Origin of the sequence: Brevundimonas sp., assembly GCF_013912005.1 — a bacterium.
Taxonomy (GTDB): domain Bacteria; phylum Pseudomonadota; class Alphaproteobacteria; order Caulobacterales; family Caulobacteraceae; genus Brevundimonas.
In genome coordinates this window covers 1-22,485 of the sequence record NZ_JACESB010000002.1, presented here as the reverse complement: position 1 = coordinate 22,485, position 22,485 = coordinate 1, and the positions used below count along the sequence as shown (strand labels likewise).

Genomic DNA, 22,485 nt, shown 5'->3' with positions numbered 1-22,485 from the left:
TGGACCCGTCCGCATGGCGGACGACGGTGATCACGGGCCGATCTGGGCGCGGCCGAAGCGCCGCCGCGGCGGCAATCCGCTGGTCGGCGTCGTGGTGACGCTGCTGGCCCTCTTCGGCGTGCTGACGGCGGCGCTCGGAATCAAGGAGAAGTCGCTGGCGGAAGGCGGGGCCATGATGGACCGCTGGATCGCGGCCGGCGTCGAGGCCGTCCGCGGCGAGGCCCCGGAGGTCGCCGGACGGGCCGCCGACGCGGCCGGCTCCGCCGCGGAAAAGGCCGGCGACGCCGCCCAGGCCGGAGCCGCCGCCGCTTCCGAGGAACTGAAGAAGTAGGCCGGCGGCCCTGCCGCCGGAACATCGCCTCGACCCGGGGCGTTCGGGCGGGATGAGCGACACAACGGCGACGGTTGAAGAGGCCGCGGTTCCGGGCGACGGGGGCGCGTGCGAGCTGACGTCCCACGTGCGCCTCGCCCGCGTGATCATGCTGGTCAATCCCCTCTCCGGCAGCGTCGGCCCCCGCGCCGCCGAGGAGGCGCTGGAGATCCTCTCCCGCTACGCCTGCGAGACCACCGTGGTCTCGCTCGAGCCCGGCGCCTTCGACGCCCAGATCGAGGCGGCCATTAACGACAAGCCGGACGCCCTGTTCGTTCTCGCCGGCGACGGCACCGCCGGCACGGTCGCCTCCCGCGCGGGCGCCGACGGCCCGCTGATCGCGCCCCTGCCCGGGGGCACCATGAACATGCTGCCGCGCGCCCTCTATGGCTCCAGCGACTGGAAGACGGCGCTGAAGGTCTCGCTCGAGGAAGGCGCCCCGCACGTGGTGTCGGGCGGCGAGGTGATCGACGGCGACGTCCGGCGCGCCTTCTTCTGCGCCGCGGTCTTCGGCGCGCCCGCCCTCTGGGCGCCGGCACGCGAGGCGATCCGCCTGCGCCGTCTCCGCCTCGCCTGGCTGTATGCGCGGCGGGCGCTGAAGCGCGCCTTCACCGGCCGGCTGCGCTACACGCTCGACGACCAGCCCGACCGCCGCACCGAGGCCCTGGTCCTGATCAGCCCGATGATCTCGCGCGCCATGGACGAGGACATCGGGCTCGAAGCCGCCGCGATGAACCCCGGCGACGCGGGCGAAGCCTTCCGGCTGGCGGCGCATGCGGTGTTCGACGACTGGCGGCTCGACCCGGCGGTCACCACCCGCGCGACCCGGCAGGTGCGGCTGCGCGCCCGCTCGCGCATTCCGGCGGTGATCGACGGCGAGCCCCTGCTGCTGCACCACGAGGCGTCGATCCGCTTCCTGCCGCACGCCTTCCGCGCGCTCGCGCCGATCCCCGCCGCGGCGGAGGACAGCGTCTAGTGGGGCGGATTCTCCAGTTCTCGGACGTGCATTTCGGATGTGAGCACGGCGACGCCTGCGCGGCCGCGCTCGACTACGCCCACGCCAACCCCGCCGACCTGATCCTGATCACCGGCGACGTCACCCAGCGCGGCTTCCCCGACGAGTTCGCCGCCGCGGGCGAGTGGATCCGGCGCATGCCGGAGCCGACCTTCGTCATCGTCGGCAATCACGACGTGCCCTACTGGAGCCTGACCGCCCGCCTGTTCCACCCGTGGAAGGCCTTTGAGCAGGCGATCGGCCACCCCGCCCACGACCACCAGTTTCTCAGCGACAGGGTCATGGTGCGGGGGGTGGTCACGGCCCGCGGCTGGCAGGCGCGGCCAAACTGGTCGAAGGGCGTCATCGACCTCGACCAGACCCGCAAGGCCGCCGCCGCCCTGCGGCAGGCGCCCGCCGGCGCCCTGCGCGTGCTCGCCTGCCACCATCCGCTGGTCGAGATGATCGGCACGCCCATGACCGGCGAGGTCAAGCGCGGCGACGCCGCCGCCCTGATCTTCGCCGAGGCCGGGGTCGACCTGATCGCGACCGGCCATGTGCACGTGCCCTTCGCCCTGCCGATCCGGATGGGCGACCACTGCTCCTACGCCGTCGGCTGCGGGACCCTGTCGCACCGCGAGCGCGGCGCGCCCCCCAGCTTCAACCGCATCGAATGGGACGCGCACGAGATCGTCGTCACCTCGGTCGCCTGGGACGGCGCGGGGTTCCAGCCGGCCCAGACCTGGCGCCTGCCGCGCCGCCAGGACACGCGCAGGCGGGCCACCGCTCCCGATCCGGCCGCGCCGGGCGCCCTCGAACAGACCGTCCGCCCCGATTGAAAAAGGCCGCGATCGGGGATCGCGGCCTTTTCCGGTTCTGTCTCTGCGTCAGATCTTTCGCCCTCGTCCGGTGACGAAGTGAACGACCAGCAGGATCAGGAAGATGACGAACAGCACATAGGCGATGTTCATCGACAGGCCCGCCACGCCTCCCGCGCCCAGGGCGCCGGCGACAAGAGCAAGCACCAGAAAGATCAGGGCCCAACGAAGCATAGGCGACTCTCCCGGAGCGGTTGTTGCAGTTCAGGAGCGGTAGAACTGCACCGCGCCTGCCTGATCAACGTTCCGGAAGCCGTGCCGTTCCGGTCAGCGCCGGCGACGACTGTGCGTTTTCTCGGTAAAGGCCGCAGCGACCAGGCTGGCGAGCGCGGGGTTGCGCAGGAAGATCCAGCCGCCGGCCAGGGCGGCCACCGTGCCGAGGATCGGCCGCTCGCGGAACAGCATGAAGGCGCGCTGGCCGATGCCGACCGGCTCGTCCTCCGCCTCCTCCGCCTCGGCCGCATCGCGGCGCAGGAAGACCGTCGCCACCACCACGGCCGCGAGCGCGAACAGCAGGAAGGTGATCGCCGCCGCGGCCAGCGGCGGCACCACCAGGCACAGGGCGTAGAACACCGTCGCGCCGAAGGCGACCACGGCCACGAGGGCGGCCCCGGCGGCGACCGCTGCGGCCACCGCCTTCTTCACGAGGCTGCGTGCGAGTCCGCCGCCGATCATCAGCGACGACGACCGGCCAGCAGCATCCCCAGCACGACCCCGACGCCGAGCGCGATCGCGGTCGACTGGATCGGCCGCTCCTGCACCCGCTCGGTCAGGTAGCGCTGGGCCTCGTCCAGACGCTCCTGGGCGTCGTCGTAGTATTCGCGGCCGCGAACCCGGGCGGTGTCGTAGTAGCCGCGGGCGCGTTCGCGCAGAACCTCGCCCTGCTCGCGCAGCCGGGCCTCGGCCTCGGCCGCCCGGGCGCGCAGCCGCGCCTCGGTCTCGCCGGCCTTCTCGCGCAGGTTCGCCTTCTCCTCGGCTCCGAGGGTCTTCAGGTCGTCCTTGAGCGTGTTCAGGTCGTTTTTCACGGCCGCCCGTGCCGCCTTGGTGGTCGCCATTGTGCGCGCTCCGATCGTCAAGCTTGACGGTTAGATAAAGAACCCTTGGCCGGAACGCCACTGCGACGTTCCGGGTTCCCGCGCTGCAGCATGGCGGGCCCGCTGGCGGAGCGCGGCGCTCCGGCCTAGACAAGCCCCATGAGCCAGTGGTTGTTCCCGCCCGCGCCGACGCCGTCCCTGCCGGTCTCCGGCTCCGGGCTTCGCTTTCCGGTCCGCCGCATCCTCTGCGTCGGCCAGAACTACGCCGCCCACGCCCGCGAGATGGGGCAGGCCCGCGCCGAGCCCTTCTTCTTCTCCAAGCCCGCCGACGCCGTGGCGACGGACGGCGCCGACCCCCTCTACCCGCCGGCCACCGACGACCTCCATCACGAGGTGGAGCTGGTCGGCGCCGTCGGGGCCGACGGCCAGTTCTGCGGCTGGGCGGTCGGCTGCGACCTCACCCGCCGCGACCTGCAGGCGGCGGCCAAGGCGAAGGGCCGGCCGTGGGACGCCGCCAAGGGCTTCGACCAGTCGGCCCCCTGCGCCGCCCTGCAGCTCGGCGCCCTGCCGGACCCGGATGCGCCGATCACCCTCTCGGTCGACGGCGAGCGCCGCCAGGCCGGCCGCCTCGGCGACATGGTCTGGTCGCCGCAGGAGATCCTGGCCAAGGCCCGCGAGCTGTGGGAGGTGCGCCCCGGCGACCTGATCTTCACCGGCACGCCCGAGGGCGTCGGCCCGCTCCGGCCCGGCCAGCGGGTGGAGGCGGCCATCGGCGGCCTGCCGCCCCTGACCTTCACCCTGAGGCCCCGATGATCCTGCACGGCTACTGGCGCTCCGGCGCCGCCTACCGCACCCGCATCGGCCTCGCGCTCAAGGGGCTGGCCTGGGAGGCGCGGGGCGTCGACCTGCGCACCGGGGCCCAGCGCTCCGACGCCTTCCTCGCCCTCAACCCGCAGGGCATGGTGCCCGCCCTCGAGGCCGACGGGATGGTCCTGACCCAGAGCCCGGCGATCCTCGAATGGCTCGAGGAACGCCACCCCGAGCCGCCGCTGCTGCCGGCGACTCCGGCCGACCGCGCCGTGGTCCGGGCCATGGCCGCCCTGATCGCCTGCGATATCCACCCGCTCAACAACCTGCGGGTCGGAAAGGCCCTGCGCGAGAGCTTCGGCGCCGACCAGGCCGCCGTCGACGCCTGGGCCGCCCGCTGGATCGTCGCCGGCTTCACCGCCCTGGAGGCGCAGGTGGAGCGCCACGGCGCCGGCTGGTGCTTCGGATCGACCCCGGGACTGGCCGACTGCTACCTGGTCCCGCAGATCTATTCGGCCCGGCGCTTCCACGTCCCGCTCGACGCCTTCCCCCGCCTGCTCGCCATCGAGGCCGCGGCCGCGGCGCACCCCGCCTTCCTCGCCGCCCACCCCGACCGTCAGCCCGACGCCGACTGAGGCTCAGGCCAGGAACCGGTCCACGGCGGCGTGGAAACGCGCCGGCTGGTCGATCATCACCATGTGCTCGGCCCCCTCGATGCGCTCGAACGTCGCCGGCCGGCGCAGCCCGTCGTAGGCCCGCCGGAACAGGGCGTCGGTGCGGCTGCGCGGGGAGTTGCGGTCCGGGCTCCAGCCGTAGGCGACCGTCACCGGCGCGGCGATCTCGGGCAGCCGGCGGCGCAGGTCGACGGTCATCACCTCGTACAGGGCCTGGGCCAGCACCCGGCGGTCGCCGCCCTGCCAGCCCACGGCGCCGAACAGGGCGTCGGACGCGCCGCCGAGATCCAGCCCCAGATCCCCGCCGCGGGCGCGCAGCACCTCGTCGCCGAGAAACTGCACCGCCTGGTAGGCGACCCGCGCGATCGGCTCGACGTCGCCGAGGGTCGCCTCGGGACTGATCAGGGCCGGAAAGAAGGGGGAGGAGTCGACCGCCATCACCCGCGACACCCGCCCCGGGGCATCGGCCGCGAGGCGCAGGGCCAGCTGGCCGCCCATCGAATGGCCAATCACCGCCGGGCGGTCCAGCGCCTGGTCGACGATGTAGCGTCGGAGCTCGGCGGCGACCGCGCTGGTCAGGGCGCCCGCCGCATTGGCCTGGGCCTCCAGCTCCCCGAAGCCGCGCACCGACACCAGGTGCAGGCGGCGTCGGCCCGCCAGTCGCTCGGCGGTGCGGCTCCACACGGCGGCGGTCGAGGCGAGTCCGGGGATCAGGATCAGGTCGGGGCCGCGGCCGCGGGTCTGCACCGCGATACGGCGCGAGGCGAAGGCCGCCCGGGCGTGGGCGGGGACGCCGCCGGCCGGCAGCAAGGCGCCGAGGGCGCCGCCCAGAAGCTGTCGTCGGTTCGCCATCCGGCCTCCAGCGTCGATCGCCGCATCCTGTTCGCGGATTGCGGCGTCACGATGGACGCGGATCAGGTCCGGGCGGGTCTCAGTCCGGCCGCCAGCGCCGGCTGCTGGGCGCGGCGCTCGCCGCCGGCGGCGATGATCCGGTCGATGCGGGCCTTTTCGGCGCGGAAGGCGGCGAGCTCGGCCCCGGAGAGCACCGTGCCCTCCTCGGTGCGCACCCCCGCCGGATTGATCCGCTGGCCGCGACGCCAGATTTCGTAGTGCAGGTGCGGACCGGTCGAGGCGCCGGTCGAGCCGACGTAGGCGACCACCTGGCCCTGCCGCACGCGCTGGCCGGCGCGGATGCCCGAGGCGTAGCGCGACAGGTGGCCGTAGCCGCTCTCGAGGCCGTTCGAATGGCGGATGCGCAGCCAGTTGCCGTAGCCGCCCCAGCGCCGCGCCTCGACCACGACGCCGTCGGCCGGCGCGATCACCGGCGTACCCATGCCGGCGGCGAAGTCGATGCCCTGGTGCATCTTGCGGTAGCCGGCGATCGGGTGACGGCGGAAGCCGAACGAGGACGAGACCCGGAAGCCCCGCTCCAGCGGCGTGCGCATGAAGGCCGACCGCGTGTTCTTCCCGGTGGCGTCGAAATACTCGACCTTGGCCGAACCCGGGCGCTGGAAGCGGTAGAAGGCCACGCCCTTCAGCTCGGCGTACAGCAGGTCGCCCGAGCCGATGGTCCGGCCGCTCTCGGTGACGGTGCGGTCGAAGACGTAGCGGAACTCGTCGCTGGCGCGGATGTCGCGCTCAAGGTCGAACTTGTGCGAAAACAGGCGGGCCGCGGCGCGGGCGATGCCGGCGGGGGCGCCCTCGCGGCGGGCGGTGCGAGACAGCGAACCCTCGACCTTGCCGCTCAGGACCACCGTCTCGTGGGTGACCTTCTCCTCCAGCGCCCGCAGGCGCAGGGCGCCGTCGAAGCTGCGCGACACCGTCAGCTGGCTGGCCGGGCCGGTGCGCATGGTCAGGCCGATCAGGCGGGCGTCGCCCCGGCCGCCGCGCGGCTTGGCGATGGCGGTCTCGAAACGTTGACCGGCCGGGATCGAAGCGACGTCCATCGCGTTGGAAAGGGTGGCGGCGACGGCGGAGGCTTCATCCGCGGCGACGCCGGTGCGGCGCACGGCCTGCTCGAAGGTCTCGCCGCGGCGGATCTGGACGGGAATGGCCTCCGGGGCGCCGAGGCCCTCGGGAGCGCCGGCGGCCGCATAGGCGCGCGCCTCGAGATAGGCGATGTCGGCGGCGGTGAGAGGAGGGGCCTCTTCGGCCCGGGCGGGCTGGTAAACGCGACCGGCGAGCAGCGCCACCGAGATCGCCGCGACCGCCGTGAGGGCGTGGGGGGCGATACGCATCGGCTGGCGGCGTGGATCGAACTGAGCCATCGGTCCCCGACAAACAACGACGCCGGCCGGCGTCCTAAGCCACTCAAGCAAGGATCGCGCCGGACGACCCGACCGGAACCCCTGCGCGAGACAGGCCCTATAGCCCGTCTGTCCCATCATGGGAAGCCAGATCGTTACAGCGGGTTAACCGCAGCCGTAACCGTACGTAAACCGTATCCGGACCTTCAGATGTGTCTCAAGCATTCGGCGATGTAATCGCCACCGTTCCGCCGTCGATTGGCCGCGGTTTCCGGTCCACGATCGCCCGCCGCCCTCCCTGCACTCTAAGTGACTTATGCGCCACTATACTGTGACCCGATCGACACGCGCCTATAGTCTGCCGCATCCCGGCGTCCGCACGAGCCGCTTCCCTCGGCCACGGTCCGCCCGCTAAGGAGCCGGCATGAACGCACCGGCGTCCCCCGCCCCGGCCCGGCCGTCCGGTTTCCCGCCGGCGCTCCGCCGTCTCCTGCTCGTGGCGGGCGTGATCGTCCTCGCGGCCGCGGTGCTGCTGGCCGCCCTCTACCTGAACCGACGCGCCGCGACCCGCCAGCTGCTGGTCGGCTGGCTGGAACAGCAGGGCGTCGAGGCCGACATGCAGGTCGAGCGGGTCGAGCTCGACAGCCTCGTCGCCAGCCTGCGCATCGGCGACCCCGCCGATCCCGAGGTGACCGTCGAGCGGGTCGAGGTCGATTTCGCGGTCGGCGCCCCGTGGTCGGCCCGGGGCCTCGGCGTCACGCCGCGCCGCATCCGGCTGATCCGGCCGGTGGTCCGCGTCAGCGCCGTCGACGGCCGGCTGTCGTTCGGCTCGCTGGACCCGCTGGTCGAGCGCTTCACCCGCCGGCCGCCGCGCCCGGAGGCCCCGGGCCCCCTGGTGCTGGTCGAGGACGCCCGGGTGCGACTCGCCACCGACTACGGCCCGACCGAGATTCACGGCGACGCGCGCATCGACGACGGCCGGCTGATGCGGCTGAGCGCCCGGATGCCGGCCGCGGACCTGCGCAGCGGCGACCTGTCCGCCCGCGGCCTGTCGGCGACGCTCGACCTGACCACCTCCGGCGACCGGGTCGCCGTGCGGGCGGGAGTTGCCGCGGCCGCCGCCGCCGCGCCCGGCCTGTCCGGCGAGGCCCTGCGCCTCGGCCTCGTCGGAGACCTTCCCTATCCGGACCTGGGCTCGCGCCGCAGCGACGGCGCCGCGCGGCTGCAGGCGGCGCTGACCGCCGACCGCTTCGCCGTCGGCGACACGACGGCGCGCAAGCTGGCGTCCAGCCTCGACTTCGACGGGACGCTCGCCGGCTGGATCGACGCCTTCCGGATCGAGGGCGACAGCCGTCTCGAGGCGCGCGCCGACGGGCTGGCCGGCGGGATCGCGGCGACCGCCCCGCGCCTGGACCTGACCGGCGCCCGCGTCGCCGTCTCGCGCGGCGGCGACGGTCTCGCCTGGCGGATGGACGGCGCCGCCGCCGCCTCCGCCGCTTCCGGCGCCCTGGCGGGAGTCCGTCTCGCCGATCTGGCCGTGCGCAGCCCCCGCCTCACGCTCGGCGGGCGGGGATCCGCCGTCGAGGCCCGCGGGCCGGTGACGCTCGCCGCCGGCCGCCTGTCGCAGGGCGACCTGGTCCTGGGCCAGGTGCGCGGCGCGGCCGGCCTCGACCTCGTCGCCGACGCCGGCCTCCGCCTCCGCCTGGACGGCCGGCTGCAGGCCGGCCACGGGGCCTGGCCGCTGTTCGGTCCGGCCTCCGGCGACGACCTGCCAGACCTCGCGGCGATGAAGCAGGCGCTGGCGGACTTCTCCGTCTCCGTCCCCGCCTTCCGCCTTGAGGCCGGCGGCTCCGGCACCCGGCTGACGCTCGGCGCGCCCGCCCGGGTCCGCCCGGCCAACGGCGGCGTCCTCACCCTCGCCCCGGCGGCGACGCCCCTGTTCGCGGCCGCGGGCGGCGCGGCCGGGGGCGGCGCCCTGAGCCTGACGGCGGAGCGCGGCCGCGGCCTGCCGGAGGCCGCCGTCTCGATCCCGCGCTGGCGTCTGACCCCCGGCGGCTTCACCGCCGCCGTGGACGGCCGGGCCGCGCTCGACTTCGACCTCGGGCGCGGCGTCCGCCTCGAGACCCGCGGCGAACTCGCCTCGACCGACGGCCGCCTCACCTACGCCGCCGCCGGCTGCTCGGCGGTCACGGTCGAGCGGCTGGAGCTGGGCGAGAACGACGTGACCGACCTGTCCGGCGCCCTCTGCCCGTCGGATCGTCCCCTGCTCACCGCCAGCGGCGGCGCCTGGCGGTCCGAGGCCCGGCTGCAGGGAGTCGATCTCGACGCCCCCTTCCTCGCCATCGGCGTGCGCAAGGCGGGCGGGGCCCTGACCGCCACCGGCGGATCCCGCGGGATCGGCCTCGAGCTCCGGGCGCGGGAGGCGACGGTCGTCGACCTGACCGACCCCGCCCGCTTCAACCCCGTGCAGGCCGCGGGCGCGGTCCGGCTGGCCGACGAGCGCTGGGACGGCGCCTTCGATCTCGCCCGCGGGAGGACCGGGCTCGGCCGCCTGACGATCGCCCACGACGGCGCCGCCGGCGCCGGCGGTCTGGACATCTCCGCGCCGGCGATCGTCTTCGCCGAGGACGGCCTCCAGCCGGCCGATCTCAGCCCGCTGGTCGAGGATTTCGTCGCCTCCCCGGCGGCCGGCTCGGTCAGCTTCGAGGGACGGGTCGACTGGCGCGACGGCGCCGAAGGCTCCAGCCGCGGCCGGCTGACCATCCCCGGCCTCGACTTCGTCAGCCCCGCGGGCCCGGTGAAGGGGCTGCGGGGAACCCTCGACTTCACCAGCCTGGCCCCCCTCGTCACCGCGCCGGGGCAGCGCCTCACCGCCGACAGCATCGAGTCCGTCGCCCCGCTGACCGACGTCGCCCTGACCTTCGGGCTGGACGCCGGGGCCGTCACCGTGGAGGGCGGCGAGGTCGAGGCCGCCGGCGGGGTCCTCCGGGTCGAGCCCTTCTCGGTGCCGCTCGACCGCACCCGCGCCTTCGGGGGCGTGCTGGTGCTCGAGAACGTGCAGCTGGGCCAGGCTCTCGCCGGGGCCGGCTTTGGCGACAAGGTCAGCATCGACGCGGTCGTCTCCGGGCGGCTTCCCTTCACCTGGGATCCGGCCCTTGGCCTGCGCATCGCCGGCGGGAGCCTGTACGCCGTCCAGCCCGGCCGCCTGTCGATCCAGCGCGAGGCGCTCAGCGGCCTCGAGGCCGGCGGCGGCGGCGAGGCGGTGCCGCCCAACACGGTGCAGGATCTGGCCTACCAGGCGATGGAGAACCTCGCCTTCGACATCCTCTCGGCCGAGGTCAACAGCCTCGACGCCGGCCGCCTCGGCGTGCTGTTCCGCATCCGCGGCCGCCACGACCCGCCGCAGCGCCGGGAGCTGCGGGTGTCGATCGCCGAGTTCATCAGCCGCGAGTTCCTGAACCGGGAGCTGCCCCTGCCCTCCGGCACCGGCATCGACCTGACCCTCGACACCACCCTCAACGCCAACCAGCTGGTCAGCGACCTGCTGGCGTACAACCGCGCCCGCAACGGCGAGCCGGCGGAGACGCCCTGACATGCCAGCTCGGCCGTTCAGAACCCGTTCACCCTCGCTGGCGTTAAACGGGCGGCGATCCCGCATGGAGCCCCGATCATGACCCGGCAGAAGACGCGCAGAACCGTCGCCCTCGCAGGCCTTGTGGCCCTCGGCGCCGCGGCCTGCACGCCGACCGTCCGGCTGCAGGTCGACCCCATCCAGATCTACGCCAAGCTGGACGCCGACGTGCGCGTCCGCCTCGACCAGGAGCTCCAGGAGCTCCTGCGCGAAAACCCGAACCTGTTCTGATGCGAAAGGCTACCGCCATGACTTTCCGCAAGCTCTTCGTCGTGACGGCGGCGATCGCCGCGCTCGGCGTGGCCGCGGGCGCGGCCTTCGCCCAGACCGCCGAGCAGAAGGCGATGGTCGACGCCGCCAAGGCGCGCGGCGAGGTCGGCGAGCTGGCCACCGGCTACCTGGCCTTCCGCACCGGCAGCTCCGATCCGCAGCTGACCGCGGCCGTGCAGGCCGTCAACGAAGGTCGCCGCCAGGTCTACGCCCGGGCCGCCCAGGAGACCGGCGTCTCCGTCGACGTCGCCGCGGCCCGCGCCTTCGAGACCATCGTCCTGCCGCGCATCAGCTCGGGCCAGTGGTACCGCAACGCCCAGGGCCAGTGGGTCCAGCGCTGACGCCCACGGGCGCGGTCTGAGCCGCGCCCGCGACCCGGACCTGTTGCTTTTCGCGCCGCGCCCATGCATCAGCGGCGCGACACACGGACCCGGCCCCGCCGGGTGGCTACCCCGGCCGCCGATCCGCCGGGAAACCTGACACGCCCCGACAGCAACGCCCGGCTCGCGCCGGCGGCGGCGTACGTCGTTCGAGCAACACATGTCCGTCTTCGCCTCCGCCCGCCAGCAGTGGCTGGCCAATCCTCGCAAGGACCTGCTGGCCGGCACGGTCGTCGCCCTCGCCCTGATCCCCGAGGCCATCGCCTTCTCGATCATCGCCGGCGTCGATCCCGCCGTCGGCCTCTACGCCAGCTTCGTCATCGCCGTGACCATCGCCTTCACCGGCGGCCGGCCGGCCATGATCAGCGCCGCCACCGGGGCCATGGCCCTGGTGATGGTCACCCTCGTGCGCGACCACGGCCTCGAATACCTGTTCGCCGCCTCCATCCTGTGCGGCGTCATCCAGATCGGCGTCGGCCTGCTGCGCCTCGGCCGCTACATCAAATTCGTCTCGCGCAGCGTGATGACCGGCTTCGTCAACTCGCTCGCCGTACTGATCTTCATGGCCCAGCTGCCCGAGCTGATCGGGGCCAACTGGCAGACCTTCGCCCTCGTCGCCGCCGGCCTGGCGATCATCTACGGCCTGCCGCGGATCACCCGCGCCGTGCCCTCGCCGCTCGTCGCCATCGTCCTGCTCAGCGGCTTCGTGGTCTGGAGCGGCGTGGACGTGCGCACCGTCGGCGACATGGGCGAGATGCCCTCGACCCTTCCGATGTTCCACCTCCCCATGGTGCCCCTGACCTGGGAGACCCTGGCGATCATCGCCCCGGTGTCGGCCACCCTCGCCTTCGTCGGCCTGCTGGAGAGCCTGCTCACCGCCAACCTGCTGGACGACATCACCGACACCCCGTCCGACAAGGACCGCGAGACCCGCGGCCAGGGCGTCGCCAACATCGCCGCCGGCCTGTTCGGCGGCATGGCCGGCTGCGCCATGATCGGCCAGTCGATCATCAACGTCACCTCCGGCGCCCGCGGCCGGCTGTCGACCCTGTGGGCCGGCCTGTTCCTGCTGTTCCTGATCCTCGTGCTGCAGGACCAGGTCGCCCGCATTCCGATGGCCGCCCTCGTCGCCGTGATGATCATGGTCTCGATCGGCACCTTCGACTGGAAGTCGGTGCTGAACCTGCGCTCGACGCCGCTGCAGTCCTCGATCGTCATGGTCGCCACCACCGTCACCGTGGTCCTCACCCACGATCTCTCGAAGGGCGTGGTCCTTGGCGTGGTGCTGTCGGCGATCTTCTTCATGCGCAAGGTCGGCAAGACCCTCGTCGTCGAGGAGATCCCCGTCCTCGAGGACGGCCGCCTGCGCTACCGCGTCAGCGGCAACCTGTTCTTCGCCTCGGCCGACCTGTTCGCCGCCAGCTTCGAGCACCACGGCCATCCGACGCGGGTCGAGATCGACCTGTCCGACGCCCATCTCTGGGACCTCACCGGCGTCGCCGCCGTCGACAAGGTGGTGTTCCGCTATCGCCGCCAGGGGGCCGAGGTCCACGTCGCCGGCATGAACGCCGCCGCCCGCACCCTGGTCGAGCGGGTCGGCCGCTTCGGGAAGATGCACCTGCCGGCCGGCGCCGGGGCGCACTGAGGGAACGACAGGCGGCGTTCGGGTGCTAGTCTGCGGCCATGCCCGCCCTGCTGCGCTTCGCCCTCAACCTGTTCCTCGCCCTGCTGGTCGCCGCCGTCGCCACCTGGGGCTTCGCCGCCGTCTGGGCCGCCATCGGCGGGGGCGACCTGTCGATCCACGGCTGGATCGCCCTGTCCCTCGGCGTCCTCGGCACGGTCGGCCTCGCCTGGGGGCTGATGGCCCTGGCCTTCAAGTCCGACCGCGAGGGCTGGGACGACCGGGTCGACAACACCTTCGATCCCGGCCGCGACGGGGCCGACGAACCTTGAGCCCGGCCGCCGCCCGGGCGATAGGTCGCCCATGACCGACGCCCCCGCCGACATCACCTACTCCGGCTACCTCGCCCTCGACGAGCTGCTCGCCGCCCAGCACCCGCTGTCCGACCAGCATGACGAGATGCTGTTCGTCATCATCCACCAGACCAAGGAGCTGTGGCTCAAGCAGATCCTGCACGAGGTGGCCCTGGCCCAGTCCATGGTCCGCGCCGGCGACCTGGTCCCCGCCTACAAGAGCCTCGCCCGCATCAGCCGCATCCAGACGGTGATGACCCTGAGCTGGGACATCCTCGCCACCATGACCCCGGCCGACTACCTGCGCTTCCGCCGCGAGCTCGGGACCTCCTCCGGCTTCCAGAGCGACCAGTTCCGCCGCTTCGAATACATGCTCGGCCTCAAGGACGCGCGTTTCCTGCGCTTCCACGAACACCGCCCCCACGCCCACGCCGCCCTCGAGGCGGCGCTGGCCGCCCCCAGCCTCTACGACGACGCCCTGTCCCAGCTCGCCGCCGCCGGCCTGCCGGTGCCGGCCGCGGTGCTGAACCGCGACGTCCGCCAGCCGTACGAACCCTCCGAGGCCGTCGAGGCGGCCTGGCTGGAGGTCTATCGCGACACCGCCCGCTGGTGGCCGCTCTACCAGCTGGCCGAGAAGCTGGTCGATCTGGACGACGCCCTGCTCACCTGGCGGCACAAGCATGTGGTCACCGTCGAGCGCATCATCGGCCGCCGCCCCGGCACCGGCGGCACCGCGGGGGTGGCCTATCTGGCCGAGACCCTGCAGCGCCGCTGCTTCCCCGAACTCTGGTCCCTGCGCAGCAAGCTCTGAGGAGACGCCCCATGCGCCGCCCCGCCGTCGCCGCCGCCCTGCTCCTCGCCCTCGCCGCCTGCGGCCGCGAACCTCCGCCCGCCGCGCCGGACAGCCCGCCGCCGCCCGCGGTCCCGGCCGCCCCGGAGCCGCCCGCCGCCCCGAAGGCTCCCGCCGCGCCCGCCGGCGCCGAGCGCCTCGCCTTCGTCGACGAGTCCGGCAAGCCCCGCCTGCTGCTCGACTGCCTCGGCGGCGCCCGCCCGGCCCTGCGCGCCAGCGTGGCGGAGTTCGAGAAGATCGGCAGCGAGGACCGCCTGACCATCGGCGCCGGGAACGAGGCCTTCGCCCTCGTCGCCGACCTGTCCGACCCCTCGCCCGGCGTGGTCGCCTCCGGCGCCATCGACCTCGACCTGCTGCGCCGCATCGGCGACGGCCGGCCGGTCTCGGCGGTCTACGGCGCCCGGTCGGTCGGCCCGCTGCGGCCGGCCGACGGCATGGCCCCGGACGGCTTCGTGGTCCGCTGCCGGGCCCTGGCCGGGGGCTGAGCGCCGGCGCGCCCCGGGCGCAACCTCCGGGCGCGACCCGGCGTTGCCTTGGCGACCCGTTCCGAGACCCGCCCCCGAGGCTCCCCATGTCCAACGCCAACCGTCACGACGTCCATGTCCTCAACGGCCTGATCGGGGCGACGCTCGACAGCGCCGACGGCTACCGCGACGCGGCCGGGGGCACGGCCGACCCCGGCCACCGCGCGCTGTTCGAACGCCGCGCCGACGAGCGCCGCGCCCTCGCCGACGAGCTGGCCGCCGCCGTCCGCCAGCTGGGCGGCGAGCCCCACGCCGACGGCTCCATCCTCGCCAAGGCCCAGCGCGCCTTCGCCGACGTCAAGCACGCCCTGCTGCGCGACGAGCTCTCCGTCGTCGAGGCGGTCGAGGCCGCCGAGGACCAGGTCAAGGCCCGCTTCGAAAAGGCCGTCGACGACCCCGCCATCTCCGCCACCACCCGCGAAACCCTCCGCCGCGCCTGGGACCGCATCCGCGACGGCCACGACCAGATGCGCGACCTCAAGCACCGCCTGCAGGGGCAGAGGGACGCCGGCAGCGGGCTGTATCCGCGGTAGGGGGCGGGTTCTGACTCAGAGGACCCGTTTGCGACGTCCGCTGTACAGACGATGCGAGTTAACGGGCCGACTGACACGCGATGATGCGGGTTCACGCGGCTTCGGTGGGCCGCAACAGGGTCCGCACGATCACTTCCACATCGTCATCCGCGATGTCATCGAAGCGCTTAACCGGAAGCCCATGCTTCAGAATGGCGAGTTCGCGTGAAATGCGGGGGGAACCGTCGGGCGCAACGACCGCCGGAGCCACCCAGTAGGCTTTCTCCCGATCGTAGGCCTCCAGGAATCTCCGAAGGTTGATGTCCGTCTCCGGTTCGAGAATCTTCAAGCGACTGGACACCATCACCGTCACGGATTCATCGTTCACATCCAGTCCGGGCTGTAGCAGGGCCCCATAGTGCGACGATGGATGGCCAGGCAAATCTCTGATGATGGCAAGGTGGATCGCGCCTTGCTCATCCCTTTCACCGAACCGCTCGCGCCAGTCAGCGAAAATCTTTTGGCCCAACTCCGCGTTGGTGAAATACAGTCCGATCAGCGGCGGCACGCCGTCGGGATAGACGGCGAGCATGAGGCCGAGCCAGCCGGCCCGTTCCCAGAGCCGATAGTTGATGATCGATTTTGCGGCGACCTTTCGATGGTCACGCTTCCAGCTCTCGCGATCGAGTTTATGCTCGACGGTCGTTGCGGGACGTGACGATCGGGCGGCAGCGAAGATCGGGGCGTTTGGCCGGAGCGGGTATTCCGCACCGCTCAGTTCGGACCACGACTCGATCCGTGACAGGGGGCTGCTGAACGCCCTGCTCCGGCTGTTGACGCTGCCAATCGCCGCGTGAATCCGCTCACCGAGCGCCTCCTTTTCGTAGAGCGTCTGAAACAGACCCATCGGGTCTCTGACAATGCAGGCGGCCAGCACGATGTGGACTGTCAGGTCCGTGAACGCGTCCTGGGCGGCGCCGTCGAGCTTCGATGAGGTGGGCGTTTCTCCCGCCGGCCAGTTCAACCGCGCTGTCATCGACAGCTCGTCGAAATCAAAGGCCGGCGTGGCGAGAGTCGCATTCTCGATGACCTGAACGTCGAACCGCTCGACGTGGGCGGCCACGCCGGCCTCCAGCATGGTCGAGAAGACCGCATCGATGACAGTCAGCAGCGCCTGACCCGCGACGATCGCCGTCGATGAGCCTGAGGTCGTGACGCGCACTTCCATTCCCGCCACTCTCGTGACCTGCGTCTGCGGATTCTCGCCATTCAGGAGCAGAGGGCGCTCGGCGATGTCTTCGGGAAGCTCGGCGGCCCACTTGCTGAAAACATCTCCCCAGACGACTGCTTCGCCGTCCGCGCTGTCGCCGTCGAGGACATCCTGGTGGCCGAGGGCATAGAGCAATGCGGCCTGACTCGCATGCAGGTCCAACGCACCCAGAACATCCGGCAGTCCCGCGAGCGCGCGCCGTTCCTCCAGGCTCGTGCGCAAGAGCGAGGTTGCCAGAAGAGCGTCGAACTCCGTCAGACGCTCGTCGACCCTCGCCTGGGAGGGCTCATCTAGGGGGAGCATGGCGCGGCATCCTCTGATTAGCCTGACCACGTCGAGAAACTCAGGGAGCAGTCTGAGTTCGGCGTCGATCCAACCCAGGAGCATCAGGGTGGGGACAATCGAGACCGGTGCGTCCGACTCACGCTCGGTCTCGGCGAAGACGGTCGCAACCGAAAACATGGCGGCAGCCCGCGCTGCCCACAGCATGCCTGCCCCGCGGTAGGCCACCGCGAGCGAATAGGCTGCCTCAATGAAGCTTTCGACATGACTCCGTTGAGCCAGTTGCCTAGTGGCGCGGCCCAGCAGCCGGATGACGTCGAGCCGGTCTTCCTCGATGTCGAGTTGATGTGCACGTTTGAGCAGAACCAAGCCGCCTCGAGCGTCCCCGGTCCGCTTCGAGATAAAGGCGGCCATGTCTTCCACGAGGCGGTTGTAAGTCTCGTCACTGCCAGCCGCGCGCCCGAAGAGTTCGACGATCGTCTCGAGACGCTCTGCGCGATACTCCGAGAGGCCCTCAGCCCTCGTGATCACCTCCGAGAACTGGGGCCAGAGGGCCTTCAGGGCGCCTTTGTCGCGCGCCATCATCGCCCGGGTCGCCGCCGTGAAGAGCAGTGACGTGCGGGCCTCGAGCGCATTGTTCGGGCGTTCGGGATCGGCGGCGAGGACTTCCAGCGCCGCCACCAAGGCGTCGCGACGCTCCTCGAGCTTGAGGCGTTCCGCCGGCGCGTGACCTAGACCTGCGGCGTTCGCGAGGTTTTGGACGAGATTGCTGATGAGCTCGATCGTTTCAGCGTCGTCGGATTCGTAAGCGATTGACGCGACCGCGTCGAAGCCCTCGTTCAGGCGATCAATGTCGTCGAACCAAAAGAAGGCGGCCCAAAGCTGCTCATACCTGGTCTCTACGCGCTGACGCCGCGATCCGAAACGATCTGCCAACCGAATAGCGCGGTCAAACCTGCCATCGGTCTCAAAGCGTGACCGCTCGAGATTGCGCGAGATAATCGCGGCGGCGAGGGCGTCGTTGACGCGCTCCATTTCGCGTTGGTCGTAGGCCGTTGGGTCCTGAAGCTGGCGTTCGAGCGCCTCCAGCCGCTGCGACCGGCGGTAGTCTTCGGGCCCAAGCGTAGCGTCCCCAATGCGTTCTCCGACACCAAGTCGGTCGATCGCTAGGTCGATGTTCCGGTCGTCTATAACGGCTTTCAGGAGCCATGTTCGGTCGTGTATCTCCACCGTAAAGGCGTTTGCCCTAGTCAACTCGTCCTCGATCTTGGCCCGCGTTTTGGCCGGGGCGAAGCGCGACGTGACAAAGATCACCTTCGTGTAAGGACGGCCCGTAGCCGCGAGGCCTGCTACATCGCTGCGGACCTTGCTCGCCCAATCTTCCTTGGCGCTGAAGGCGAAGGCCCAGCGCTCCTGACCGGCCGCCGGCTGGCCGATATAGTGAAGAACCTTGATCTCCTCGGCGACCGAGATCGTCTCGGTATCCGCCTTGCTGTCCCCGCCACCTTCTGGGCCGGTCGCCGGCTTCAGGTTAGGGCAGATTAGACGGCCGCAGAGGTCGCGGCAGAAGAGCTCAAAAGCCTGATGCTGATTGCGTGAGGTAAGGGTCTCGAGGTGATGGTCGAATACGGCGCGATCTAGGCGATAGGCTGAGCGTCCCCCCGAGTCAGAGAACAGCTCGGGGCGCGCAATCCGCATGTATTCGGACGGCCTCATGCCGGGGGTGACGTGGTCAGCCGCGTCAGGATCGAAGCCTAGTGTCATGGGACAAAAGTGGAACGATTCGGCAGGAGCTCATATTCGCACGGTGAGCAACCTCCGACAGAAAGTTCCCTTCGTGGGCAAACAGAGGGCTGCCGACAGCGTCGCCGCATCCGATCTACGGGCGGTGATGTGAGGCCGGGGTGCCGAATGAGCCAACGGGACGACTGCTTACGGGGCCGAAGCCAATGTCCGCTTCTGGCGCTTCCCGGACCTTCCCCACAGAAAAGGCCCCGGCGGTCTCCCGCCGGGGCCTTGTTCATCTCACATCCGAAAGCCGGATCAGCCTTCGGTGTTCTCCGCGGCCGGCGTCTCGGCGGCGCCGGTCTCCGGCACGGCGACCTCGCCCTTGACCGCGCGCTGGGTCTGGCGTTCGGCGATGCGGGCCGACTTGCCGCGGCGGTCGCGCAGGTAATACAGCTTGGCGCGGCGGACGACGCCGCGGCGCTTGACCTCGATGGATTCGATGTTCGGCGACAGGATCGGGAAGACGCGCTCGACGCCCTCGCCGAACGAGATCTTGCGGACGGTGAAGTTCTCGTTCACGCCGCCGCCGGCGCGGGCGATGCACACGCCCTCGAAGGCCTGGACGCGTTCGCGCTCGCCTTCCTTGATGCGCACGTTGACGCGCAGGGTGTCGCCCGGCTGGAAGTCGGGGATGGCGCGCTTCTCGACGAGGCGGGCCTTTTCTTCGGCAGCGAGCTGCTGGACGATGTTCATCTCTATTCTCCTCGGGCTTTTTCGCCCCTTGCCTGTAAGTTGGCGAGATGCGCCGCCCAGAGGTCCGGCCGTCGCTCCCGCGTGGTCTCTTCCCGCTGCGCCTGGCGCCATTCCGCGATCTTCCTGTGATCGCCGGACAGCAGCACCTCGGGAATCCCGAGCCCCTCGAAGCTCCGCGGTCGCGTGTACTGCGGATATTCCAGGAGCCCGTCCTCGAAGCTCTCCGAACCCAGGCTTTCGGCCTGGCCCAGCACTCCGGGGATCAGTCTTACGCACGCCTCGATCGCGACCATCGCCGCCGCCTCGCCGCCGGCGAGAACCGCGTCTCCGACCGAGACCTCCTCGAACCCGCGGCTGTCGAGCACCCGCTGGTCCACCCCCTCGAAACGGCCGCACAGCACGACGATGCCGTCGGCCTGCGCCCATTCCTTCACCCGCGCCTGGGTCAGGGGCCGGCCCCGGGCGCTCATGTACAAAAGCGGCCGCCGCGGTCCGGAAAGGCTGTCCACCGCCCGGGCCACCACGTCCGCCTTCAACACCGCTCCCGGTCCGCCGCCCGCAGGGGTGTCGTCCAGGAAGCCGCGCCTATCGTCGGAGAAGGCCCGGATGTCAAGGGTTTCGAGGCTCCACAGCCCCTTCTCGCGCCACGCCGTGCCGATCAGCGACACGCCGAGCGGCCCCGGAAACGCTTCCGGAAACATGGTCAGGACGGTGGCGGTGAACATAGGGGTTAGGTTCTAGGGGTTAGGTTCTAGGGACAAGGAAGGGACAGGAGGCGACATCGGGGCGGCTTCCCTAGCACCTGGACCCTAGAACCTAGAACCTAGAACCTGGAACCTAGCAAACCTGCCCCGCCGCCCAGCCCGACGACCACGCCCACTGGAAGTTGTAGCCGCCCAGCCAGCCGGTGACGTCGACGGCCTCGCCGATCACGTAAAGGCCCGGGACCGACTTCGCCTGCATCGTCTGCTGGTCCAGCTGGTCGGTGGCGACGCCGCCCAAGGTCACCTCGGCGGTGCGGTAGCCCTCGCTGCCCACCGGCTTCACCGTCCAGCGGTTCACCGCCTCGTCCAGCCGGCGCAGGGCCGCGTCGCCGACCTCGGCCAGCCTGCCGTGCACCCCCTCGCGCGCGCACAGGCTCTCGGCCAGCCGCCGCGGGGTGATGTGGCCCAGCGCCGTGTGCACGGCCTGCTTGCCGTTCGCCGCCTTGGCCGCCTTCAGCGCCGCGAGCACGTCCACGCCGGGGGCCAGGGCGACAGTGATCGCCTCGCCCTCGCGCCAGTACGAGCTGATCTGCAGGATCGACGGCCCCGACAGGCCCCGGTGGGTGAACAGCAGGCCCTCGGCGAAGCTCGTCCGGCCGTGCCGCACCACCGCCTCCACCGACAGCCCGGCCAGCGGCGCCAGCGTCTCCAGCAGCCCCGCCTCGAAGGTCAGCGGGACCAGCCCCGGCCGCGTCTCCGTCACCCGCAGGCCGAACCGCCGCGCCGCGTCGTACGCCCAGCCCGTCGCCCCCATCTTCGGGATCGACTTGCCGCCGGTGGCCAGCACCAGCGACCGCGCCCGCACGACCGACCCGTCCGACAGCGCCGCCTCGAACCCCTCGCCGCGCCGCTCCACCCGGTCGACCCCGGTCCCCGTCCGCAGCGTCGCCCCGGCCGCCGCCATGCCGTCGGTCAGCATGCGGACGATCTGCTTCGCCGAGTCGTCGCAGAACAACTGGCCGAGGGTCTTTTCGTGCCAGGCGATCCCCGCCGCCTCCACCCGCTTCAGGAAGTCGTGCTGGGTGAACCGCTTCAGCGCGCTGGTGGCGAAGCGGGGGTTCTCGCCGAGGAAGGCGTGCGGCCCGCAGCCGAGGTTGGTGAAGTTGCAGCGCCCGCCGCCGGAGATGCGGATCTTCTCCCCCGGCGCCCGCGCATGGTCCACGACCAGCACCGAGCGCCCGCGCCGCCCGGCCTCCCCGGCGCACATCATCCCGGCGGCCCCGGCGCCGACCACCAGCACGTCGATCTCGAGCGGTTTCATCGCCGCCCTCTACCACGCCCGGCCGGAAATGCCCGAGGGCGGCGGGCGCCAGTCCAGCAGCCGCGCCTGCGGCCCCGCCCCGGCGTTGACGCGGTCGATCAGCAGGTCGGTGATCGCCCACACCAGGGCGTCGGCGCGGTCGAGGCTCTCCGCCGCCTCGTCCGGCCCGCCCATGGCCATCAGCTCCTCCTCCAGCGGACCGAACGTCCCCGCGTGGGTCACCCGCCCCTGTTCGTACAGGGCCGCCACCGGCTCGGCCCGCACCCGCTTGCCGCGCGTCGCCCGCACCGCCCGCAGCTTCACCCTCGACCCCGCCGCCGCCAGCACCGCCCGCACCAGGTCGCCGCCCTGGTTGACCTCGGCGACGATGGTCCGGGCCCCGAACTCCTCCGCCGTGCGCAGCGCCCGCCGCGCCCAGCCCTCCGGCGACAGCCCGCGCGCCGAGCGGTCGGCCAGCACCACCGCCCGGTCGCCGCAGCGCCCCGCCGCCACGATGCCGCAGGCGTCCCCGCCCGCCGTCACGCTGGGGTCCACCGCCACCACCACCCTGTCCCAGGGGCTGCCGCCCTTCGGGCTACCTGAGCCGTGGGGTCGCCGCGCCGCCGCCAGCATCTCCGCGGTGAACAGCGCCCCGTCCAGCTCGACCACCCGCCCCTCCAGCTCCTGCGCCGCCCGCCGCGTGCCGCCGTACAGCGCCTCCAGCCCGGCCAGGAACCCTGGCGACAGGTGCGCCGCATTCTCCCGCGTCCCCGCATGGGTCTCCACGCACGACGCCTCCGCCCGCAGCCCCCGCAACGCCGCCGTCGGCCGCGGCGTGGTCGTCACGCATAATCTGGGGGCGCTACCGCTCGCGCCGCGGGCGCTCGCTGCCTGAGCGCCGTCCAGCGCTTCGCCCGCGGGGTTTGACGTGCGCGAAGCGCCAGGCCGCCCCCGGGTCCGACCTTTGGTCGGCCCGAGGACAGGCTCAGGGTCGGGAGGTCCCGAAGGGCCGACGACCGCGGCCCCGGAAAGAGGCAAGCGCAGACCCATCCTCAGCAACGCGAGAACCTCCCCTCCATTCCGCCAGACGCAGAACTCGTCCGCCCAGGCCGCCGAGAACTGCGGCCCGCGCAGGCTGTCCGGATCCTCCGCCGAAAAGGCGTAAGCCATCGCCCCGTTGGGAAACACCAGCCGCCGCCGGCTCGACTCGAACACCGGCCGCGCCCCCGTCCCCCAGCGCGGCAGCGACCTCAGCCCCGACGCCCCGTCGATCATCACCTCGCGCACGTCGTGCAGGGTCGGTC

23 protein-coding genes and 1 other annotated feature are annotated in these 22,485 nt (G+C 71.9%); of the genes, 13 read left to right on the top strand and 10 right to left on the bottom strand.

Features of this window, described 5'->3' with window-relative positions:
• The first annotated feature begins 13 nt into the window (after positions 1-13).
• From H2038_RS01930 to H2038_RS01920, 3 genes are read left to right on the top strand one after another with little or no spacing between them, the layout of a single operon-like run.
• A complete protein-coding gene (locus H2038_RS01930) occupies positions 14-331 on the top strand; it encodes a hypothetical protein (RefSeq protein ID WP_292108773.1) in 318 nt (105 codons plus the stop codon).
• Positions 332-383: 52 nt separating this feature from the next.
• Positions 384-1,346 carry a diacylglycerol kinase family protein gene (locus tag H2038_RS01925; RefSeq protein ID WP_292108772.1) on the top strand — a complete coding sequence of 321 codons (963 nt, stop codon included), beginning with the start codon at positions 384-386 and terminating at the stop codon, positions 1,344-1,346.
• Positions 1,346-2,203 (top strand): metallophosphoesterase, encoded by an 858-nt coding sequence (locus H2038_RS01920; protein ID WP_292108771.1) that lies wholly within the window; start codon positions 1,346-1,348, stop codon positions 2,201-2,203. The genes H2038_RS01925 and H2038_RS01920 overlap by 1 nt, the downstream gene beginning before the upstream one ends.
• Before the next feature lie 48 nt (positions 2,204-2,251).
• On the opposite strand, the gene H2038_RS01915 is transcribed toward H2038_RS01920, so the two are convergent.
• The 3 genes from H2038_RS01915 to H2038_RS01905 form a co-directional block, all read right to left on the bottom strand.
• Positions 2,252-2,416, bottom strand: a complete 165-nt coding sequence (locus H2038_RS01915) for a DUF1328 family protein (protein ID WP_292108770.1) — start codon at positions 2,414-2,416, stop codon at positions 2,252-2,254.
• A gap of 93 nt (positions 2,417-2,509) precedes the next feature.
• Positions 2,510-2,917 carry a hypothetical protein gene (locus H2038_RS01910; protein WP_292108769.1) on the bottom strand — a complete coding sequence of 136 codons (408 nt, stop codon included), beginning with the start codon at positions 2,915-2,917 and terminating at the stop codon, positions 2,510-2,512.
• Positions 2,917-3,297, bottom strand: a complete 381-nt coding sequence (locus tag H2038_RS01905) for a DUF883 domain-containing protein (protein ID WP_292108768.1) — start codon at positions 3,295-3,297, stop codon at positions 2,917-2,919. The genes H2038_RS01910 and H2038_RS01905 overlap by 1 nt, the downstream gene beginning before the upstream one ends.
• 138 nt (positions 3,298-3,435) lie before the next feature.
• Between H2038_RS01905 and H2038_RS01900 the strand changes: the two genes are divergently transcribed.
• Positions 3,436-4,089 carry a fumarylacetoacetate hydrolase family protein gene (locus H2038_RS01900; protein ID WP_292108767.1) on the top strand — a complete coding sequence of 218 codons (654 nt, stop codon included), beginning with the start codon at positions 3,436-3,438 and terminating at the stop codon, positions 4,087-4,089.
• On the top strand, positions 4,086-4,718 hold the full coding sequence (gene maiA / locus H2038_RS01895) for a maleylacetoacetate isomerase (RefSeq protein WP_292108766.1): 633 nt from the start codon (positions 4,086-4,088) through the stop codon (positions 4,716-4,718). The genes H2038_RS01900 and maiA overlap by 4 nt, the downstream gene beginning before the upstream one ends.
• Positions 4,719-4,721: 3 nt before the next feature.
• Here the strand turns inward: maiA and H2038_RS01890 are convergent, their stop codons facing one another.
• Entirely contained in the window at positions 4,722-5,609 is an 888-nt protein-coding gene (locus tag H2038_RS01890) for an alpha/beta hydrolase (RefSeq protein WP_292108765.1), read from the bottom strand.
• A 62-nt stretch (positions 5,610-5,671) separates the two neighbouring features.
• Positions 5,672-6,994 carry a M23 family metallopeptidase gene (locus H2038_RS01885; RefSeq protein WP_292108764.1) on the bottom strand — a complete coding sequence of 441 codons (1,323 nt, stop codon included), beginning with the start codon at positions 6,992-6,994 and terminating at the stop codon, positions 5,672-5,674.
• A gap of 433 nt (positions 6,995-7,427) precedes the next feature.
• Here H2038_RS01885 and H2038_RS01880 point away from each other — a divergent pair, with 433 nt between their 5' ends.
• The 8 genes from H2038_RS01880 to H2038_RS01845 all read left to right on the top strand — a co-directional run bounded on the left by H2038_RS01880 (position 7,428) and on the right by H2038_RS01845 (position 15,165).
• Positions 7,428-10,595 (top strand): YdbH domain-containing protein, encoded by a 3,168-nt coding sequence (locus H2038_RS01880; protein ID WP_292108763.1) that lies wholly within the window; start codon positions 7,428-7,430, stop codon positions 10,593-10,595.
• A gap of 78 nt (positions 10,596-10,673) precedes the next feature.
• Positions 10,674-10,865 (top strand): YnbE family lipoprotein, encoded by a 192-nt coding sequence (locus tag H2038_RS01875; RefSeq protein ID WP_292108762.1) that lies wholly within the window; start codon positions 10,674-10,676, stop codon positions 10,863-10,865.
• A gap of 17 nt (positions 10,866-10,882) precedes the next feature.
• A complete protein-coding gene (locus H2038_RS01870; protein ID WP_292108761.1) occupies positions 10,883-11,245 on the top strand; it encodes a YdbL family protein in 363 nt (120 codons plus the stop codon).
• 82 nt (positions 11,246-11,327) lie between these two features.
• Positions 11,328-11,381, top strand: a sequence feature (sul1 is cis-regulatory element that is thought to sense ions involved in sulfur or methionine metabolism; They are found in Alphaproteobacteria).
• Positions 11,382-11,444: 63 nt separating this feature from the next.
• Positions 11,445-12,929 carry a SulP family inorganic anion transporter gene (locus H2038_RS01865; protein WP_292108760.1) on the top strand — a complete coding sequence of 495 codons (1,485 nt, stop codon included), beginning with the start codon at positions 11,445-11,447 and terminating at the stop codon, positions 12,927-12,929.
• A gap of 38 nt (positions 12,930-12,967) precedes the next feature.
• Positions 12,968-13,237, top strand: coding sequence for a hypothetical protein (locus H2038_RS01860; RefSeq protein WP_292108759.1), 270 nt, complete (start codon positions 12,968-12,970; stop codon positions 13,235-13,237).
• 31 nt (positions 13,238-13,268) lie between these two features.
• On the top strand, positions 13,269-14,069 hold the full coding sequence (locus H2038_RS01855) for a tryptophan 2,3-dioxygenase (protein ID WP_292108758.1): 801 nt from the start codon (positions 13,269-13,271) through the stop codon (positions 14,067-14,069).
• Positions 14,070-14,080: 11 nt separating this feature from the next.
• Positions 14,081-14,593, top strand: a complete 513-nt coding sequence (locus H2038_RS01850; RefSeq protein WP_292108757.1) for a hypothetical protein — start codon at positions 14,081-14,083, stop codon at positions 14,591-14,593.
• A gap of 86 nt (positions 14,594-14,679) precedes the next feature.
• Positions 14,680-15,165, top strand: coding sequence for a PA2169 family four-helix-bundle protein (locus H2038_RS01845; RefSeq protein WP_292108756.1), 486 nt, complete (start codon positions 14,680-14,682; stop codon positions 15,163-15,165).
• Between the two features lie 91 nt (positions 15,166-15,256).
• Here the strand turns inward: H2038_RS01845 and H2038_RS01840 are convergent, their stop codons facing one another.
• From H2038_RS01840 to H2038_RS01820, 5 genes are all read right to left on the bottom strand, one after another.
• Positions 15,257-18,394 (bottom strand): hypothetical protein, encoded by a 3,138-nt coding sequence (locus H2038_RS01840; protein WP_292108755.1) that lies wholly within the window; start codon positions 18,392-18,394, stop codon positions 15,257-15,259.
• Between the two features lie 345 nt (positions 18,395-18,739).
• Positions 18,740-19,177: a 50S ribosomal protein L19 gene (rplS, locus tag H2038_RS01835; protein WP_292108754.1), complete on the bottom strand. Its 438-nt coding sequence runs from the start codon at positions 19,175-19,177 to the stop codon at positions 18,740-18,742.
• Positions 19,178-19,179: 2 nt separating this feature from the next.
• A complete protein-coding gene (trmD, locus tag H2038_RS01830; protein WP_292108753.1) occupies positions 19,180-19,902 on the bottom strand; it encodes a tRNA (guanosine(37)-N1)-methyltransferase TrmD in 723 nt (240 codons plus the stop codon).
• 112 nt (positions 19,903-20,014) lie between these two features.
• The gene (locus H2038_RS01825) at positions 20,015-21,202 is read right to left on the bottom strand and encodes an NAD(P)/FAD-dependent oxidoreductase (RefSeq protein WP_292108752.1); all 1,188 of its coding nucleotides are present in this window, start codon (positions 21,200-21,202) and stop codon (positions 20,015-20,017) included.
• 9 nt (positions 21,203-21,211) lie between these two features.
• A partial coding sequence (locus H2038_RS01820) for a terminase family protein (protein WP_292108751.1) occupies positions 21,212-22,485 on the bottom strand: 1,274 nt, incomplete at its 5' end.